Origin of the sequence: Hydrogenimonas urashimensis, assembly GCF_016593255.1 — a bacterium.
GTDB classification, from domain to species: Bacteria; Campylobacterota; Campylobacteria; order Campylobacterales; family Hydrogenimonadaceae; genus Hydrogenimonas; species Hydrogenimonas urashimensis.
This window is the reverse complement of record NZ_AP023212.1, coordinates 1,507,590-1,525,206: the sequence shown is the minus strand read 5'-3', so window position 1 is coordinate 1,525,206 and position 17,617 is coordinate 1,507,590. Positions and strand designations below refer to the sequence as shown.

General features: G+C 56.0%; 16 protein-coding genes. 8 read left to right on the top strand and 8 right to left on the bottom strand.

Annotated features, from left to right (window positions below):
- Positions 1-29: 29 nt before the first annotated feature.
- The 6 genes from JMG82_RS07850 to secG all read right to left on the bottom strand — a co-directional run bounded on the left by JMG82_RS07850 (position 30) and on the right by secG (position 4,545).
- Positions 30-1,130: an MFS transporter gene (locus tag JMG82_RS07850; RefSeq protein ID WP_201352154.1), complete on the bottom strand. Its 1,101-nt coding sequence runs from the start codon at positions 1,128-1,130 to the stop codon at positions 30-32.
- Positions 1,131-1,181: 51 nt separating this feature from the next.
- Complete coding sequence (locus JMG82_RS07845; protein WP_201352153.1) at positions 1,182-1,712, bottom strand: RDD family protein; 531 nt, start codon at positions 1,710-1,712, stop codon at positions 1,182-1,184.
- A gap of 113 nt (positions 1,713-1,825) precedes the next feature.
- Positions 1,826-2,434, bottom strand: coding sequence for an orotate phosphoribosyltransferase (gene pyrE / locus JMG82_RS07840; protein WP_201352152.1), 609 nt, complete (start codon positions 2,432-2,434; stop codon positions 1,826-1,828).
- Between the two features lie 135 nt (positions 2,435-2,569).
- Positions 2,570-3,133 carry a ribosome recycling factor gene (gene frr / locus JMG82_RS07835; protein ID WP_201352151.1) on the bottom strand — a complete coding sequence of 188 codons (564 nt, stop codon included), beginning with the start codon at positions 3,131-3,133 and terminating at the stop codon, positions 2,570-2,572.
- 11 nt (positions 3,134-3,144) lie between these two features.
- Positions 3,145-4,095, bottom strand: coding sequence for a polysaccharide deacetylase family protein (locus JMG82_RS07830; RefSeq protein WP_201352150.1), 951 nt, complete (start codon positions 4,093-4,095; stop codon positions 3,145-3,147).
- Positions 4,096-4,197: 102 nt separating this feature from the next.
- Positions 4,198-4,545, bottom strand: coding sequence for a preprotein translocase subunit SecG (secG, locus tag JMG82_RS07825; RefSeq protein ID WP_201352149.1), 348 nt, complete (start codon positions 4,543-4,545; stop codon positions 4,198-4,200).
- 65 nt (positions 4,546-4,610) lie between these two features.
- On the opposite strand from secG, the gene JMG82_RS07820 reads away from it, so the two are divergent.
- The 5 genes from JMG82_RS07820 to JMG82_RS07800 all read left to right on the top strand — a co-directional run bounded on the left by JMG82_RS07820 (position 4,611) and on the right by JMG82_RS07800 (position 11,623).
- On the top strand, positions 4,611-5,327 hold the full coding sequence (locus JMG82_RS07820) for a methyltransferase (protein ID WP_201352148.1): 717 nt from the start codon (positions 4,611-4,613) through the stop codon (positions 5,325-5,327).
- 56 nt (positions 5,328-5,383) lie between these two features.
- Positions 5,384-6,490 carry a M20 family metallopeptidase gene (locus JMG82_RS07815; protein ID WP_201352147.1) on the top strand — a complete coding sequence of 369 codons (1,107 nt, stop codon included), beginning with the start codon at positions 5,384-5,386 and terminating at the stop codon, positions 6,488-6,490.
- Positions 6,487-7,407 (top strand): ATP-grasp domain-containing protein, encoded by a 921-nt coding sequence (locus JMG82_RS07810; protein WP_201352146.1) that lies wholly within the window; start codon positions 6,487-6,489, stop codon positions 7,405-7,407. The genes JMG82_RS07815 and JMG82_RS07810 overlap by 4 nt, the downstream gene beginning before the upstream one ends.
- Before the next feature lie 14 nt (positions 7,408-7,421).
- Complete coding sequence (locus tag JMG82_RS07805) at positions 7,422-8,945, top strand: helix-hairpin-helix domain-containing protein (RefSeq protein WP_201352145.1); 1,524 nt, start codon at positions 7,422-7,424, stop codon at positions 8,943-8,945.
- Between the two features lie 83 nt (positions 8,946-9,028).
- Complete coding sequence (locus tag JMG82_RS07800; RefSeq protein ID WP_201352144.1) at positions 9,029-11,623, top strand: M14 family zinc carboxypeptidase; 2,595 nt, start codon at positions 9,029-9,031, stop codon at positions 11,621-11,623.
- Positions 11,624-11,804: 181 nt separating this feature from the next.
- Here the strand turns inward: JMG82_RS07800 and JMG82_RS07795 are convergent, their stop codons facing one another.
- Together JMG82_RS07795 and JMG82_RS07790 are read right to left on the bottom strand one after the other, a co-directional pair.
- Complete coding sequence (locus JMG82_RS07795) at positions 11,805-14,072, bottom strand: glutamine--tRNA ligase/YqeY domain fusion protein (protein ID WP_201352143.1); 2,268 nt, start codon at positions 14,070-14,072, stop codon at positions 11,805-11,807.
- A gap of 117 nt (positions 14,073-14,189) precedes the next feature.
- The gene (locus JMG82_RS07790; protein ID WP_201352142.1) at positions 14,190-14,996 is read right to left on the bottom strand and encodes an EI24 domain-containing protein; all 807 of its coding nucleotides are present in this window, start codon (positions 14,994-14,996) and stop codon (positions 14,190-14,192) included.
- 94 nt (positions 14,997-15,090) lie between these two features.
- On the opposite strand from JMG82_RS07790, the gene JMG82_RS07785 reads away from it, so the two are divergent.
- From JMG82_RS07785 to JMG82_RS07775, 3 genes are read left to right on the top strand one after another with little or no spacing between them, the layout of a single operon-like run.
- Positions 15,091-16,701 carry an FAD-dependent oxidoreductase gene (locus tag JMG82_RS07785; RefSeq protein ID WP_201352141.1) on the top strand — a complete coding sequence of 537 codons (1,611 nt, stop codon included), beginning with the start codon at positions 15,091-15,093 and terminating at the stop codon, positions 16,699-16,701.
- A complete protein-coding gene (locus JMG82_RS07780) occupies positions 16,698-16,904 on the top strand; it encodes a hypothetical protein (RefSeq protein ID WP_201352140.1) in 207 nt (68 codons plus the stop codon). Before JMG82_RS07785 ends, JMG82_RS07780 begins: the two co-directional genes overlap by 4 nt.
- The gene (locus JMG82_RS07775; RefSeq protein ID WP_201352139.1) at positions 16,901-17,611 is read left to right on the top strand and encodes a succinate dehydrogenase/fumarate reductase iron-sulfur subunit; all 711 of its coding nucleotides are present in this window, start codon (positions 16,901-16,903) and stop codon (positions 17,609-17,611) included. The genes JMG82_RS07780 and JMG82_RS07775 overlap by 4 nt, the downstream gene beginning before the upstream one ends.
- Positions 17,612-17,617 lie beyond the last annotated feature (6 nt).

The following is a 17,617-nucleotide window of genomic DNA, read 5'->3' as shown; positions in this document are numbered from 1 at the left end:
ATTGTAATATCGGCCAAATTAATAGGCAGTTAAATGGTTCGAAACAACTGTTTTTTCGCGAAAAAGAGCACGACAAAAGCTGTGAAGGCAATAAGACTTTCGTAGAGAAAAAGCCGCTCATCGTAAAGCCTTCCCGCCACCAGGGCACCGACGAAGCCACCCAGTCCGTAGGAGATACCCAGGAAAAACTGCTGGGCCAGTGCTTTGCGTCTATAAAGAGTATGCAGCAGGGTGATGGCCGTGGTGTGATAGAGGGCGAAGCTGAGGGCATGGAGGCTCTGGGCGGCGAAGGTCATGGGCAGGGAGTCGGGAAAGAGCCAAAGCATGGCCCATCGCAACGAAGTAGCGAAAATGGTGATTTTCAGGATCGTCATCAGGTTTTTCTGCAGAAGCGGCCCTTGGAAATAGAACATGACGATTTCGCAGATGACGCCGAAACTCCAGAGCCAGCTGGTGGTTTCAAGCGAGATGCCGTGGGCCGTTTCGTAGATCGTGAAAAAGTTGTAAAATCCCCCGAAACTCACCTGCATCAGAAAAAAGGCGCTCCAAAGCGGCCAGTGGCGTAACAGATCGAAGGGATCGCCATCGGATGGGACGTCGGCGTGGGCATGGGCACGGTCGGCGAAAACGATGGCGGCGCCGAAGAGAGCCGTCAGCAAAATCGTGGCGATAAGATAATGCACCGCATCGTAGGGTGTTTCAAGGATCCTGCCCAGCCAAAGCGCGATGGCAATGAAACCGATGGAGCCAAAGAGCCTTGCCCGACCGTAGGTTTTTCTCGCGAGACTTTCGAGCGCTCTCGTTTCGACGAAAGGTAGCGTGACGCTCATGGCCGCACCAAAAAGCAGATTGACCGAGAGCAGGAGCCAAAAATGGTGCAGCGCCGGTAGAAAAAGCAGTACGCCCGTACTCATGAGCATCAGCGCTCCCAGAAATGTGCGGTCGTCCAGTCGCAAATGCTTCAAAAAGAGAAACGGGGCGAAAAAGCGCATCAGCGGTGCGGCGGAAAGAAGCGTGCCTATCTGCAGGCTGGTGTATCCTGCCATCTGCAGCGCCTTGGGGAAAAAGATGACGTAAACTCCTACCGCAGCGAAGTAGAAGAGATAAAATGCCGAAAGGCGCGCGTACATGTCAGGCGTGAATTGGAAATCGGAAATAGAAAGCGAAATCGAGTCGTCTTTTCATGATGAGGATTTTCGCTTTCTTCTCTTTTCATGTATTCGCGGCTGCCAGAGAATGCAGGTACCCGAAACCAGGTCGTGAAGGGCTTCGCGGCTTTTGAGAAAGAAAGGCAGAAAGAGCCCCAGAATGGAGAAGATGGCGGTCTGCATCATGACATAGCGCAGCACCAGCTTGACGATGCCGGGCTTTTGATTCGTTTGGGGGTCGACCAGCAGCAGATCGTAAGCCCGCATCCCCGGTGTCTGACCGGCGATGGCCCAAAAGGCGATGACGGCGATGGAGTGGGCGGCGAGAATGATGAGCCACCCCTCGCCTATGTGTTCTCGAAACCCCTCCCGGCTCCCCATCACCAGATAGATCACGATGTAGAGAATCGGCATGACGATCATGAAGGTATCGGTCAAAAAAGCTTTGAGGCGCAAAAATACGGGAGCACAGGCCGTCTCTTCCTTTTTCGCCCCACTTTTTTCACTCTTTTTGGAAACGGGGTTTTCCACTTTTCCCTGTTTCACTTTTCGCCAACGACCCACGACTATCCTTTTCAACTAAAAACTAAAAGTTGGGGTGAACTGCTTCGCAGAGAAAATCCAATAAAACATTTTGCGATGCAAAATTTCCTCATTTTTTAGTTTTTAACTTTTCACTAATTTCCTCTGCTTCCCGGTTTGATCGCTTCGCTGCCGGCTTTGCACATGGGGCACTCTTCGGGCGAATACATCGGAAAATCGAAATCGGCCAGCGCGAAGAAAGGTTTGTTCTCCGGGAGTTTGCAGTTGGGCTTGCGCTCCAGGTCGCTGCCGATACGTTGGCAAAATCCCCGATTGGCCAGGGCGGCGAAGCCGACCACTTCGGCTCCAAGACGCTCCACCTCCGCCGCGGCTTCCATCGCCGATCCCCCGGTGGTGATGATATCTTCGCAGATGAGGATCTTTTCACCGGGTCTGACTTCAAACCCCCGCCGCAAGGTCATTTCGCCGCCCACCCGTTCGGTGAAGATGTAGCGGCAATCCAGCGCCGTGGCCAGCGCGAAACCGGCGATGAGCCCGCCGATGGCGGGAGAGCAGACAGTCTCCACCTCCAGGCCGTAATCTTGAATCTGTTTGGCCAAAGCCTCCGCCAGCAGTTTGGCGGTTTTTGGGTCTTCCAGCACTTTTGCCGACTGGAGGTAGTATTCGGAGTGGTTGCCCGAACTCAGTTTGAAATGGCCATGCAGCAGCGCGTCCGCGTCCATGTAGATTTTTTTGATATCCATCGTACAACCTTTTCAGCTAAAAACTAAAAGTGAACAACTAAAAGTTGAGGTGAGCCGCTTTGCGGACAACATTTGATGGAACGCTTCGCGAAGCAAAGCATCAACAATTTTTAGTTTTTAGTTTTTAATTTTTAGTTAGACTTTCAGTACTTCTTCCTCTTTCTTCTTGACCAGCTCATCCACCTTCTTGACAAATTCGTCGGTGATCTTCTGCACCTGGTCGAGCCCCTTTTTCTCTTCGTCTTCGGTGATGAGTTTCTCTTTGAACATCTTCTTGATTTTGTCGTTGGCGTCCCGGCGGATGTTGCGGATGGCGATTTTGGCCTTCTCTCCCATCGCTTTGGCCTGCTTGGCGCTCTCCTGGCGCTGTTCGACGGTCATGGGCGGGAAGAAGAGTTTGATGGTTTCGCCGTCGTTGTTGGGGTTGACGCCGATATTGGCCTGCTGGATGGCGTGTTCGATCTCCGGCAGCAGGTTTTTCTCCCAGGGATTGATCGTGATGGTCTGGGCGTCGGTGGCGATGACGCTTCCGACCTGGTTCAGCGGCGTGGGCGTACCGTAGTAGTCGACCTTGATATTGTCGACGATATGGGTTGAAACGCGTCCCGTGCGTATCGTGGTGAAATCTTTTTTCAGTACGTCGAGGCTTTTTTCCATGTGCTCTTTGGCGTAATCGTAGACTTCGTTGAGGGTTTCCATTGCTCTTCTCCTTAGGGTTTGACGAGAATTTTGGTGTTTATTTTATCTTTTTCAAGCTTTAAGATGAGACGGCTGCGGCGATTTTTGAGCGGTTTGTCGAGAATTGCGTCGATTTCGCCGTTGCGGACATCGACCCACTCCCATCCGTAACCGGTCAGATAGAGTTGAGCGCGCCGCGCGGCGGTGGGTACCCCGATTTTAATGCGAACACGGTGAACGATCCCATGTTCGGGCCATACGGAAGGCTCGATCCATTCTGCCGGCAGAAAGCGAATGGCGAGTTTCTCTTTGAGTGATGTATCCCCCGTCAGGGCGATACGGTCGAGATCGAATCGGCTGGAGCGATCGGAGACGGCACCGACATTCTGATTGCAGATCGCATCGAACCCGAAGCTTTCTGCGATCTTTTTGACTCGTTTGTCGTACTCTCCGTAGGGATAGGCGAAATATTTTGCGCGCTCCCCGGTGCGTTTTGCCATGAGCGCCAGTCCCTTCTTGAAATCTTCGGCCAGATAGTCGTCGCTTTTGGAGACCATATGGGGGTGGCTGTGGGAGTGAAATCCCAGCTCGCCATACTTTTTCGCTTCATTGATCTGCTTCCATGTCATGAAGTCGCCGTAGCGCCTTTCGGTCGCACCGGTATAGACGAATAGGGTGAAAGGATAGCCGTAGCGCCTGAAGAGGGGAAGGGCGTTTTCAAAGAAGCTTCTGTAACTGTCGTCGATCGTCAGGACGACCCAGTTATCGGGAACGTGTTTGCCTTTTTCGAGGGTTTCAACCAGTGTGGAGAGCGGAATGACATCGTACCCGTGGTTTTTGAAATAGTCGAACTGCTTTTTGAGCACCGCGATGGAGGTGTTCGTAGAGGGGTGACGGGCGTCACCGAAACGATGATAGACGAAAATGTGGGCATCGGCCAAAAGTGTCAGAGCGAAAAGAAGGAGCGTAACGAACGTTTTCATGATGAACCTGCCGGTATGGTGCGGAAATGCTCGAATGCCAAAAAGAGGCGGACCGGTTCGGCGGGACCTTCGGATGGCCCCTGCCTCCCCGGCGCGGAGAGGTTACCCGGCAGGGGTTTGAGGCGCAGCCGGTGCCGCAGGTGCCGCCGGAACGGCAGGCGTCTGGGGTACGGCCGCCGGCGTCTTCTTCTCGGTTTTGATCTCGTCGACGACCGATTTGTTATAGGATTTGTTGTACATGTATCCCAGTGCGATCGTATTGAAAATGAAGATGAGACCGACGGTGAAAGTGGCCTTGACCAGAAAACCGGCCGGCCCTTTCGCGCCAAAAACCGATTCGTTGGAGCCGCTGTAGGCCCCCAGCCCGATGGAGGAGCTTTTCTGCAGAAGCACGAGAATCGTCAAAATAACAGCCAGAACAATCTGTGCCACAAAAAGGATGGTAATCATTGTTGAAAAAGCCTTTGGTTATAATTAGCGCGCTATTATATCGAAAACCCCCATTGAAAGTAAATATGGCCGCACATAAAGAGTTTTGCCGTTTCGCCGGAAGTTACGGTCGCTACAGCCTTATCCAGGAGCGTGTCGCCCGCTTCCTCGCATCGAAAATAAAAAACCCGTACCCTGTCGTCGTCGACCTCGGATGCGGTACCGGCGGTTTTTTCAGAGCTTATGAACATTCGTTCACAAAGTACTTCGCCATCGATGCCGCACCCGAAATGCTGGCGCTTCACCCCTGCGGGAAAGGGGTCGAAAAAATAATCGGAAATTTCAACGATCCGTCACTTTTCGAAACGCTCGGAAGGCTCGATTTTGACCTGCTGGTCTCCTCATCGGCCCTGCAGTGGTGCGACAATCTCGAATGGACGCTCTCGCGTATGGCAAGGCTTAACCGTCCCGTGGCGATGGCAGTGTTCACCTCCGGCACCTTTGCGACACTTCACCAAATAGCGGGCACCTCCTCCCCCATTAGCTCCCTGGAAGAGACGACAGCGGCGATAGCCAAACATTTCGATGCGAAGATCGATCTGCTGCGCTACCGCATCTATTTTCGCGACACGCTTTCGATGCTGCGTTATATCAAGCGCAGCGGGGTCAGTGGCGGCAGAGGCGTGCTTGGCTACAAAGAGACAAAAAAAATACTTTCGAATTATCCCCTTGCCTATCTCGAATTTGAAGTGGTGTGTGCCGTATCGAAAGAGATTTGCCGCCGAATCGATTACATTAATTAATTATATATCGACGAAATGATAGAATTTGCGGAAATTTCGTAAACGGCTGGTATGGCATGCAATGGAAAAAAGACCTCGAAAAAGTGGTACGCATCAACTCCTATACCCGCAACAAGCGGGGTGTCGATGCGGTGGGTGAGCTGTTTGCAAAATGGCTGGAAGCGCTCGGTTACCGGACTGAACGCCATCGGCGGGATTTGATTGGCGATCATCTCCATTTTCTCTCCCCAAAATCAGAAAAAAGAGAAAAAATCCTTCTTCTCGGGCATCTGGATACGGTCTTCCCTCAGGGAAGTTTCGATGGTTGGCGCGAGGACGAAACATGGGTCTACGGGCCTGGGGTGTGCGACATGAAGGGGGGCAACATCGTGGCGTTAGAGGCGTTGCGGGCCCTCTACGATGCCAACGGAATCATCGAAGATATCGATGTGCTGCTGGTGAGCGACGAAGAGACCGGAAGCGACGATTCGCGGATGCTGACCACCGAGCTGGCCAAAAACTACGACAAATGTTTCGTTTTCGAGGCGGCGGGGCCCAACATGGAGGTGGTGGTCGGACGCAAGGGTATCGGCACTTTCGACATCACCATCGAAGGCAAAGCGGCCCATGCGGGAACCAGTTACGCCAAAGGGGTCGATGCCAACCTGGAGGCGGCCATCAAACTGCAGAGACTGGTGGAGCTCACCGACCTGGAGAGGGGCTCCACCGTCAACGTGGGGAAGATGGAAGGGGGCATTGGCGCCAACACCGTCAGCCCCCAGGCGAAACTGCTGCTGGAGCTGCGTTACGCCGACCATAAGGAAAAAGAGCGGTTGATGAAAGGGCTGGAGGAGGCGGTCTGCACCGCTTTCGTCGAGGGGACAAAAGCGGTTCTGGGCGGGTCGATCCAGCGGGACGTGATGGAACCCAACGCCTGGCAGAGAGCGCTCATCGAAGCGATGGAGCGTATTTCGGGGCAGTCGCTCCCCACGGAGCGGCGCGGCGGCGTGAGCGACGCCAATATCGTCGCGTCGGCGGGGGTCGTCACCATCGACGGGCTGGGGCCCTACGGCGACGGGGACCACACCCCCAAAGAGCGGGCGCTGAAAAAGAGTTTTAAAGAGCGGATCGACCTGATGACACAGGTGTTGCGCCATCACCAGAAAAAAGGAGCCATCGCATGAGCGGACGGAGAGTGGGTATTTGGATGTACCAAAACGGCGGCGGCGACGTGATCGAAGAGAAGATCGTCGCGAAACTGAAGGAGCGGGGCATCGAGGCGGTCACCGGCCTCAACCTGCGCCACGCCTACGTGGAAAACGGCAGGACCCTCTGCCCTGGCAAAACGGGCGACATCGTGGTGATGGAGGAATTGGACGCCTTCTTCAGCTACAATGCCGGCGAGCAGACCCAGTACCAGATGTTTCTGTACGAGGCGATCGACTGCATCATCCCCTGCCTCAACAACTACCGCTCATTCGCCCTGACCGAGGACAAATTCCAGACCGCCCACCTGCTGCGCAACCACGGTGTGCCGACCGCCGATTTCAGGCTTTGCCACCGGGACGATACGGAGCGGCTGCGCCAGTTCATCGCCGAGTGGAAGCAGATGGTCTACAAGCCCACCGACGGCTGGGGCGGCGTGGGGTTGACGAAGATCGACTCCCAGGAGACGCTCGATATGCTGATGCCCTTCTTGAACCAGATGGACCTGCGCTTCTTCTATGTGGAGAAATTCATCGACTACGACCGCACCGATTACCGGGTCGATATCGTCGACGGCGACTATATCGGCTGCTACGGACGCAAGGCGGGCGGCAGCGACTGGCGTACCAACATCACCAGCGGCGGCAGCGTCTTTTTGCGCGAGCCCGACGACGCCGTCGTGGAGCTGGCCTTGAAGGCCGCGGAGGTGACGGGGCTGGAGATCGCGGGGGTCGATATCATCTATGATCGTACGAAAGAGGAGTATATCGTCCTCGAAGTCAACGGCATCCCCGCCTTCGCTACGCCGGAGCAGGAGAAGTTGGGGCTCGACTTTAATGATAGAAAAATAGAGAAAATCGTCGACCTGATCGACCGAAAATCGAAAAAACAATAATAAGGACAACAACCATGGCAAAAAAGAGAAAACTTCCCAAAATAGGCCTCCTCTACCTCGACTACGTCCTGCGTTTCTTCGACCGCTCCAACTTCAAAGGGTGGCCCGACAAAATCGAGACGGTGGTCTACCACTGGGGCAACGACAAAGATCGCTTCATCGAAGAGGTGAAGCGCAAAAAGATCGACATTCTGGTGGGCAACATTCCCGCCACCGCCTACGAAACCTTCCGGGAGATCGCCAAGGCGCTGCCGCATGTACGTTTCGTCCCCTCTTTGGAGACCCAGTTCGCCAACAAATCCAAAGAAAATGTCACCCTCTTTTGCGAAAAGCACAACCTCTCCCACCCCGAAACGAAGATTTTCTATGACCGGGAAGAGGGGTACAGATACCTGGAAGAGTGCGATTATCCCATCATCGTCAAGCGAAGCTACGGCCCCTCCAACTACGGCGGCTACTATGTCCACAAGGTCAAATCCAAAGAGGAGGCGAAAAAGCTCTTCGACGAGAAGAAGTACATGCCCATGTATATCCAGGAGTGCATTCCGCTGCGCGCCGATATCCGTGTCATGCTGATCGGCCACAAACCCGCCTGCGCCTTCTGGCGGGTCGCGGGAGAGGATATGGACCTTACCAACACCTCCCAGGGGGGCTACATGACCTACGACGGCGTGCCGATGGGAGCGCTGGAGCTGGCGGTGGAAGCCTCCAAAGCGGCCAAAGCCGAATACTGGGCCTGCGATATCGCCGAGTACGACGGTAAATACTACATCCTCGAATGCGCCACGGCCTTCGCCGCCTTCCCCTACTTTAGGGACTGGATCGGCCAGTATCTGATGTGGGACTTCTCGGAGGGCTACTTCAAAAAGCCCCACATTCCCCTCTACAACTGGGAAGAGCTGGGCAAGATCAACCCCTCTTTGCTGCGCACCATGCGCCACATCGAATTCAGCCGTTACATCCCCTCCACCGACGGGGCCTACTACCTCAACGACAAAGAGGTGGACTGGGATATCGAGCTGACCGAAGAGAGTGTGCCCGAAGATATTCCCGACGACTCCCACCTCCACAAGCCACCCCTGAAAAAAGAGGAGGAGATTCCCGAAGCGGTACTGGAAGAGGCGAAAAAGGGCGCCGATGTCCGGGATGCGCTGGAGGATAGCGAAATGTCGCTGGAGAGCGTCACCCTGACGGAGCTGATGACCCTGCACGGCATGGAAGAGGAGATCGCCGTGGAGGTGATCCGCTACATCCACAGCCACGACATCAAGAGTCTCGACGAACTGCTGGAGCTCGAGGGCATCGACAAACAGACCCTGAAAGTGTGGGCCGAAGCGCTCCACAGCAAAACTGACGTCAACAAGGCGAGCACCAAGGCGTTGGCGAAAATCAAGAATATTGGAAAGAAGCTGGCGGAGAAGATCGTGGAGTTCCGCGAAAAGCACGGCCCCTTCGAGAAGCTGGAAGATCTGATGAAGGTCAAGGGACTGGGGAAAAAGAAGTTCGAGAAGATCAAAGAGCATTTGGCGATCAAGTGATCTCCGCGGAGCGGAGATTGTCAATGGTCATCGGGGAAGATGAGATGTTCCTCCGTAGCGATACGATCCATTAAGGGAGTCATTTGAAACAGCTTTACCATTCCTACGACGAAGCCGTCGCGCTATTTGAAGAGTTGGCGCAGCGGCGGCCCGATCTGTTTGCCGTGGAGGTGATCGGCCAGACTTGGGAGAAGCGGGACATCATCGCCGTCACCATCTCCCAGGATGTGCAAAGGGCCCATGAGAAGCCGGCGCTTTTCTATACGGGGACCATCCACGCCAGGGAGTGGATAGGCCTGGAGCTGGCCATCGGGTTCGCCCAGTACGTCGACCGCAACATCGCCTACGACCACGACGTGCAGCAGGCTCTCGCCCATGCCGCCATCTACATGGTCCCCTGCGCCAACCCCGACGGCTTCGAGTACAGCCGCAACCACTTCAGCTTCTGGCGCAAAAACCGCCGCCAGAATGCCGACGGCAGCTACGGCGTCGACCTCAACCGCAACTTTCCTGTGGGTTTCGTCAAGTCGAGCAAACCCGACTCCAACGTCTACGGCGGCCCCGAGCCCTTCAGCGAGCCCGAAACAAGAGCGCTGCGCGATTTCGTCGAGAGCCACTCCAACATCGCCATCGCACTGGATTACCACTCCCAGGGCAACGTCTTCTTCCCCGCTCACGATTTCCGCCACGAAGATACCATCGATACCACCGACATGAACGTGCTCTGTGCCAACATGGCCGAAGAGATCCGCAAAATCTCCGACCGGCAATACGGCATCCACCAGGGGAAGCCGCCGGCGAAGCTCATCTCCGGCAGCGGGCGGGAATTCTACTACTCCAAGGGGATCATCGCCACCGTCGTGGAGGTGGGTACCCGCAACATCTCCGACTACCTGGATGTGATGATCGAGCATATCCGCGAGCATATCCCCGCCCTTATCGCCGCACTCAAGGAGGTCCCCAATTACGCCAAAGAGACACGGATGCCCCGCCCGGAGAATTTTCGCGCGACCTACGTGGGCAAAGACAATGTCACGCTGGAGTGGGAGCCCTACCCCTTCGGCGAGGGGGATGAAGTCTACTTCGAAATCTACCGAAGCCGCAGGGAGAAGCACTACTGCCGCCCCTTCAACCTGATGGGCCTGACCCAGTCTCACCGCTTCGCCGACCACAACCTGCTCAGCGACACCCCCTACTTCTACCATATCCGCGCCGTGAACAAGAAGACGGGGCGCAAATCGCCTTTTGCACCGGTGCTGGCGGTGCGCACCCACGTCGACGACGACGAATTTCACCGCACCTACTTCCCCCTGCCCGACAAAACCGGCTACGTGGCCGAAAAAACCAAAGACAATGCCGCCCATTTCGGGGTCAATTCGCTCTTTGTCGGGGTCAACGAAACCAAAGGGGTCAGTTACGCCGTCATCACGATTCCTTTAAAAACCATTCCCGACAACGCCGTCATCAAACGGGCGCGGCTGCGCCTCTATCCGATGAACCGGGTGGGCGTGACCGTGGAGAAGTACGGCGAGTGGGATGCGGGGATCGTGGACCCCCAAAGCATCGGCGACATCACGAAATTCGAGGATGTGGAAGCCATGAACATCCGTTCATACGTCGGCCGCCCCACCCCCAGCAACCACCTGACCCAGGGCATCTGGCGCAGTTGGGAGTTCAGCGAAGTGGAGTGCAAAGTGCTTCAGGCGTGCATCGCCGACAAGCAGGTCACCTTCCGCATCGAGGGGCCCAAAACCCTGGAGGTGGGCCGGACTTCGCAGATGATGCAGTGGGATATCGGGTATGGCAAATTCGGCGGGGGGCTCGCCTTCAGGCCCCACCTGGAGATCACCTACACCCTCGAGCCCAACCGTATGGAACTTTTCCCCCGCCAGGGCTACACGGTACGCGCCGACGGCGTGGAAGAGGGGCGCATCGTCAGCGGCTTCGACGGCGACGGCAAAAAGATCTACGCCACCTTCGATGTGGAACTGGGATCGCTGCCCGATTGGGAATTTATGGAGATTACCCGCGCCTACGTGGTGCTCAACCCGGTCAAAGTCTACGCCAAGGAGAATATCCGCTTTCACCTGGAGATGATCGACGCCGACACCGAGCGCAACTATGAAGCGATGCGAAACCGCCAGATCATCGAAAATATCGGCTACGACGTCAGTGTCAACGAACTCAAAAACCAGGAGCAGGTCTTCGTCTTCGACTCCTATGCCATCCAGGAGCTGGGCAACCGCCTCCGCGATCGCAAATCGATCGCCTTTTTGCTTCGCCCCAGCAGCGCCAAAAAAGTGGTGAAAAACTCGGTCGTGGAGTGGCACAGCAGCCACCCCGAATACACCCCGAAGTTGGTCATCGAATACCTCCACAAACGCCGCCGCCCTGTCGGCCCCGTCAAGGATCTAAGCTACAAGATCGAAAACGGCAAAATCAAACTGACCTGGAAAAACCCGCAGGAGAAAGATTTCCGCGGCGTCTTCGTCATCAAAAACCCCTTCAGAAAACCGATCTCCCCCTACGACGGCGACAAACTCTACGGCGGCCCCGACAACTGGACATTTGATGATTTCGGCGCGTTGGATGTGAAAAAGTACTACGCTGTCTTCACTTACGACGATGTCCCCAACTTCAGCGAACCGGTGATTTTGGAGTATGTACCGAAGAAGTGATTCTTTGCAATTCTGCAGGAAGGGTTGAGGATATCCAACCCTCCGCACAGATCAACTTTTCACTGATGTTACGCAAAGCTTGAGCAAAGCCCAAGCTTTGGCAGGGACTGACCGTCCCCTGCACCCCCCTAAAGCTACAAAATCGTAGATTTTGAGATGACGTTACGCTTTTTGCGTAACGTCATCTTTTCAGCTTTTCCGCCACCAGTTCGTTGACCACTTTGGGGTTGGCTTTGCCACCGGTGGCTTTGAGGACCTGGCCGACGAAAAAGCCCAGCAGTTTTTGGTTGCCTGCTTTGTATTTGGCGACGTTTTGGGGGTTGTCGGCGATGATTTGCTCGATAATGGGGCCGATGACGTCGGGGTCGCTGATCTGTTTCAATCCTTTGGCTTCGACGATCGTTTCGGGGTTTTCGCCGCTTTTGGCCATCGCTTCGAAGACCTGTTTGGCGATTTTGGTGGAGATGGTCTCTTCGTCGATCATCTTCGCGAGCCTGGCGACCGCTTCGGGGCCGAAGCGCAGTGTATCCGGTGCGCTGTTTTTAAGCTCTCTGGCCACCTCGTTGGCGACCAGGTTGGCGAGGGTGGCCGGGTTGTCGGCGAATGTGCACGCTTTTTCGAAGAAATCGCTCAGCGCTTCGTCCCTGGCCAATGTGTCGGCTACGGCGGCGCCCAGGCCCAGTTCTTCGGTGAAGCGGTCGAAGTGTCTTTGCTGATCGGGTGAAAGGGGCGGCCTCTCCTCTTTTTGGGCAGGTCGGGGTTTCGGTTCGGGCCTTGGTTTCGCCTGTTTCGGGCTCTCTTTTTTCTTGCTCTTTTTCGCCCAGGAGTCTTTGAGGCTGACGATGCGGTTGAAGACCGGGTTTTCGTCGGTGGAGTCGACAGGATCGGCGTAGAAGTAGCCGATGCGCTCGAACTGGAAGCGTTCGTCGGGTTTTTCCTCGATGACTGAGGGCTCGACGACGGCGTTTTGGACGATGCGCAGGGAGTCGGGGTTGAGGTCTTCGACGCCCTGGGGGTTTTCCGTTTTGAAGAGGCGGTCGTAGAGGCGCACCTCCACCCGTTTCCCTTTTTTGGCGTCGACCCATTGGATGGCGCTTTTGACCTTGATGCCGCTGGTGTCGCTGCCGCTTCTGGAGTCGGGGAAGTAGCGGGCTTTGATCTCCACGACGTTACCCGCATCGTCTTTTACCACCTCCTCGCAGGCGATGATGTAGGCGTGTTTGAGGCGCACCGGCTGATCGGGCGTGAGGCGGTGGTACCCTTTGGGAGGATTTTCGCAAAAATCGTCGCGGTCGATATAGATCTCTTTGGAGAAGGGGAGCTTGCGCGAGCCCTCTTTGGGGACATCCGGCGGATAGTAGGAGGCGTCGAGCTCCTCTTCGCCTTCGTAGTTGACGATGGTGACTTTGAGGGGGCTCAGCACACACATGACCCGGGGGACTTTGGGGTTGAGGTCGTCGCGGATTGCGAACTCCAGCTGTGCCACATCCACGACGGAGTTGGCTTTGGCCACGCCGATCATTTCACAGAAATTGACGATCGACTCGGGCGTGTAGCCCCGGCGGCGGTAGCCGGCGATGGTGGGCATACGGGGATCGTCCCAGCCGCTGACGTACCCGCCTTTGACGAGTTCTAGCAGTTTGCGCTTGCTCATGACGGTGTAGGTGATGTTGAGGCGGGCGAATTCGTACTGATGGGGCCGGGGCGGCTTTACCTGCAGTGTTTCGAGAATCCAGTCGTAGACTTCCCGGTTGTTTTCGAACTCCAGGGTGCAGAAAGAGTGGGTGATCCCTTCGATGTAGTCGGAGAGGCAGTGGGCGAAGTCGTACATCGGGTAGATGTGCCAGGCCGATCCCGTGCGGTAGTGGGGCGTGTGGCGGATGCGGTAGAGTAGCGGGTCACGCATCTTCATGTTGGGCGAGGCCATGTCGATTCTGGCCCGAAGCACGTGGGCGCCCTCTTCGAACTCCCCTTGGCGCATCCGCTCGAACAGATCGAGATTCTCCTCCACGCTCCGCTCGGCATAGACGCTTCGGCGTCCCGGTTCGGTGACCGTGCCGCGGTATTGGCGAATCTCCTCTTCGCTCAGGCTGTCCACATAGGCTTTGCCCATCTTAATCAGCTGCACGGCGTAGTCATAGAGCCGCTCGAAGTAGTCGGAGGTGAAGTAGAAGTGCTCGCCCCAGTCGAAGCCCAGCCAGTGGATCGCATCTTTGATCGCCTCGACGTAGCGCATCTCCTCGGTTTCGGGGTTGGTGTCGTCCATGCGCAGGTGGCAGCGCCCATGGTAATCCCTGGCGATTCCGAAGTTGAGCACGATCGACTTGGCGTGCCCGATATGGGGATAGCCGTTGGGTTCGGGAGGGAAACGGGTGACCACCTCTTCGATTTTGCCCGATTTCAAATCCGCTTCGACGATGGCCCGTAAAAAATCTTTCTTTTCGTTCATCTTATTTTGCCCGCCATTTGTTTTTGAAAATGCAATTATATCTCAAAGGTTCCGCCAACGTCACCTAGCCAAAAGTCACAGAGCGGTTTTATTCACGAATATTACAGTCTGGCTGACTCAGATGCTTTTTATCATCGCGCCGCGCAGCCTCGCCGCCTCCTGGAAAAACTGGTGGGCCAGGACGATGACGAAAAAGACCTGGCCCAAAATACCGACCCCGGGAATGAGAGAGAGGAGGTAAAGGATGAGTGTGGTGGTCATAATGCGCCATTTGGCCTGGGCAAAAACCGCTTTCATCTCCTCTTTGCCGAAAATCTCCCCGGCGACATCCCGTGTCAGAAGTTTGTGGAAGAGGAAGTAGAACGGGGCGTTCATCGCGACGATGCCAAGCACCGGGATGAACCAGAAAGGCAGCGAGACGAGAAGAAAAAGGAGAAAAAGCGTGAGCTGACCCAGCATAAAAAGCAGATAGTCCCAAACCGGTACCGTCGCCTTGCGCTCGACATGGGGATAGTGCCGTTTTTGTATCTCTCTGACGATCATCGGGGTGAAGAATCCGACGATGATTACGGCTATGATGACCGATGCCAGTACCGCCACACCGCCGCCCACGATGTAAAAGAGGGTCCCGGCCACCGCTTTGAAAACGAAGCTCCCCGCAATGGCGGATATGATGGGATACTCCTTCGCAAACTGTGCCAGTTCGTTCTGTGCGGCGGCGGCATCGGGATTCTGTGACGCCTGGGCCGCCGCGTTGAGCATGTCGAAAAACTCCCCGGAGACCTGGAAGAGCAGAAAAAATGCCAAAAACATCGTGATCAGGAAAGGAGCGGTCGAAAGGACCATGAACCTGGTCGTGAAGAAATCGGAAAGCGCTCTGGCCAAAAGAGCGCCCTCGGTATAGGCCGGAGATCGGTTTTCCATGACTTTTCCTTATCTGTGAAAATCAATGTTCGGTTTTATAGAGTATAACATAGCGGGCTGATATAATTGGAGAAAAAATGGCGGAGTGAAAACAATGGATGTTTTGATTGTCGGCGGCGGAAGTGCCGGACTCTCGGCGGCCCTGGCGGCGCATGAGAGCGGTGCGAAAGTGGCCGTGCTCGGAAAGATGCGGCCTACCCGCTCCCAGACTTCGATGGCCCAGGGCGGCATCAACGCGGCCCTTGGCCATGTGGCGCCCGACAGCGTGGAAGCGCACATCGCGGACACGATGCGCTCGGCCCACACGCTGGCGGAAGAGGCGATGGTCCGCCGTCTTTGCGAAAAAGCACCCGAAGCGATCGCGTGGCTCGACGGACTCGGGACTCCCTTCAGCCGTCTTGAAAACGGAAAAGTGGCCCAGCGCAGACTCGGAGGTGCCAGCGGCAAGCGGGCATGCTACGCCCAGGACTATACGGGACTCAAAATCCTTCACACCCTCTACGACAGTGCCCTCAAAAGGGGAATCGAGTTCCTGGACGAGTACTATCTTCTCAACTTCATCGTCGAGGAGAACCGGGTGCTGGGTGTCACGGCGATCGAAATGCGAAGCGGTGAGGTGAAGGCGCTGGGGGCCAAAAGTGTTGTCATCGCCAGCGGCGGATACGCGGGGCTCTACCGGGGATTCACGACCAACTCCACCGCCACCACCGGAGACGGCGTGGCGGCGGCGATCCGGGCAGGTTGTATTTTGAGCGATCTGGAGTTCGTCCAGTTCCATCCAACCGCTCTAAAACGCAGCGGTATCCTCATTAGTGAAAGCGCCAGAGGCGCGGGCGGAAAGCTGCTCAACTCCAGGGGGGAGCGTTTCGTCGACGAACTCAAGACGCGGGACGAGATCGCCAAAGCGATCTGGGAACAACTCGAGAGCGGTGAAGTTGTGTTTCTGGATATCCGCCATCTGGGAGAGGCTTTCATCGAAGAGAATCTTCCCCAGGAGAGGAAGCTCGCGAAACTCTACGAAGGTGTCGACCCCGTCACCGACCTGATTCCGATCAAACCGGTGGCCCATTACACGATGGGAGGCATCGACGTCGATAGGGGGCATATGACGAAGGTCAAAGGGCTCTTCGCAGCGGGAGAGTGTGCCAACGCCCGCGTGCATGGTGCCAACAGACTGGGAGGCAATTCGCTGCTGGAGACGATCGTGTTCGGACGCGAAGCGGGTGAGAATGCCGTAACATTCGCGCGCCAAAACGGCGAGGCGACACCGAAAGGGAGTGCGCAGTTTGAAAAAGACCGTGCCTTCGTCGCGGCGGTTCCCCACTTTACGAATCAGATCGACTTTTACGAAAAACGCGACTTCATGGGTAAGATTTTCTATCGCAACGCCGGCATCGTACGTGACGAAATGGGGCTCAAAGGGGTCTTGTCGGCGATTCGGCAGATGCAAAGAGAACTGCCGTTCATGGGCATCGCCGACAAGAGCCGTGAATACAATACGAACCTGATCGAATTCATCGAATTCGGCAACATGGTGGAGCTTGCCGAAGCGGCACTGGTATGCATGATCAGCCGCAATGAATCGCGTGGGGCCCATCAGCGGGAGGACTATCCCGCAGAAGATGACGAAAAGTTTGCGGGCGTTCATTCGCTTTCATGGAAGGAAGCGGAAACGCTCTGCAATGAATTTGAGGGAATGGAATGAACGAAAAACGGGAAATCGGAAACGGGAAACGGGACGAGATTACGGCGGAGAGGCTCGAAAAGGAGTTGGACGAAGCGGAAAAGAGGCTCGAAGAGGTGGAGCAGCTGATCGAGACGGTCGAAAGAGAGCTGCGGCCGTGGGAAGAGGAGTACGAAGCGGGCGGCAACTGCTGCGAGGATGATTACGAAGGGGATTTGAAATGATTACCATACGCATCCGGCGCTTTCACGCTGCCCGCAAACCCTCGGAGGTGGTGCAGGAGTGGGCCGTCGAGGAGGGACAGACGCTGCTGGAGGCGCTCACTTTTATCAAAACCCAAAAAGATCCCACACTGACCTTCCGGTCGGGCTGCCGAAGCTGTGTCTGCGGCAGCTGCGCCGTTCGGGTCAACGGGCGTGAAGTGCTGGCGTGCGCCTACAAACCCAAAGAGGGGGATCTGGTGGAGCCGCTGCGTTTCGCACCGGTCATCAAGGATCTCGTAACCGACCAGAACGGGGGATTTGACACCCTCAGGCGCGTCAAGGCGTGGCTGGAGGCACCGGTTGCGGATGCGGTCGTGACGCCCGAAGAAGAGAAGCGTACCGAAGTGCAGAGCGACTGCATTCTCTGCCACTCCTGCTACAGCGCCTGCCCCGTTTTCGAGACCCTCCCCCTCTTCGCCGGCCCCTTCGCCCTGACACGGGCATGGCGCTATGTGGCCGATCCCCGGGAGGGCGATGCCAAAAGCAAAATCGACGCCATCCAGCAAAACGGCGTCTGGGATTGCACCCTCTGCGGTGAATGCACAGCCGTCTGTCCCCAGGGGATCGATCCGAAAAGCGACATCCTGATGCTGAGGACAAAAAGCACGCAGATGGGGCATATGGATCCCACCATGGGCAGCTTCGGCAGTTTCGGGCTCGACTTCTGAAGACCG

What these genes read in the sequence shown, in the direction of transcription:
- JMG82_RS07850 (WP_201352154.1), bottom strand. Translation starts at nt 1,130, where the DNA reads ATGTACGCGCGCCTTTCGGCATTTTATCTCTTCTACTTCGCTGCGGTA.
- pyrE (WP_201352152.1), bottom strand. Translation starts at nt 2,434, where the DNA reads ATGGATATCAAAAAAATCTACATGGACGCGGACGCGCTGCTGCATGGC.
- frr (WP_201352151.1), bottom strand. Translation starts at nt 3,133, where the DNA reads ATGGAAACCCTCAACGAAGTCTACGATTACGCCAAAGAGCACATGGAA.
- JMG82_RS07830 (WP_201352150.1), bottom strand. Translation starts at nt 4,095, where the DNA reads ATGAAAACGTTCGTTACGCTCCTTCTTTTCGCTCTGACACTTTTGGCC.
- secG (WP_201352149.1), bottom strand. Translation starts at nt 4,545, where the DNA reads ATGATTACCATCCTTTTTGTGGCACAGATTGTTCTGGCTGTTATTTTG.
- JMG82_RS07820 (WP_201352148.1), top strand. Translation starts at nt 4,611, where the DNA reads ATGGCCGCACATAAAGAGTTTTGCCGTTTCGCCGGAAGTTACGGTCGC.
- JMG82_RS07815 (WP_201352147.1), top strand. Translation starts at nt 5,384, where the DNA reads ATGCAATGGAAAAAAGACCTCGAAAAAGTGGTACGCATCAACTCCTAT.
- JMG82_RS07810 (WP_201352146.1), top strand. Translation starts at nt 6,487, where the DNA reads ATGAGCGGACGGAGAGTGGGTATTTGGATGTACCAAAACGGCGGCGGC.
- JMG82_RS07805 (WP_201352145.1), top strand. Translation starts at nt 7,422, where the DNA reads ATGGCAAAAAAGAGAAAACTTCCCAAAATAGGCCTCCTCTACCTCGAC.
- JMG82_RS07795 (WP_201352143.1), bottom strand. Translation starts at nt 14,072, where the DNA reads ATGAACGAAAAGAAAGATTTTTTACGGGCCATCGTCGAAGCGGATTTG.
- JMG82_RS07790 (WP_201352142.1), bottom strand. Translation starts at nt 14,996, where the DNA reads ATGGAAAACCGATCTCCGGCCTATACCGAGGGCGCTCTTTTGGCCAGA.
- JMG82_RS07785 (WP_201352141.1), top strand. Translation starts at nt 15,091, where the DNA reads ATGGATGTTTTGATTGTCGGCGGCGGAAGTGCCGGACTCTCGGCGGCC.
- JMG82_RS07780 (WP_201352140.1), top strand. Translation starts at nt 16,698, where the DNA reads ATGAACGAAAAACGGGAAATCGGAAACGGGAAACGGGACGAGATTACG.
- JMG82_RS07775 (WP_201352139.1), top strand. Translation starts at nt 16,901, where the DNA reads ATGATTACCATACGCATCCGGCGCTTTCACGCTGCCCGCAAACCCTCG.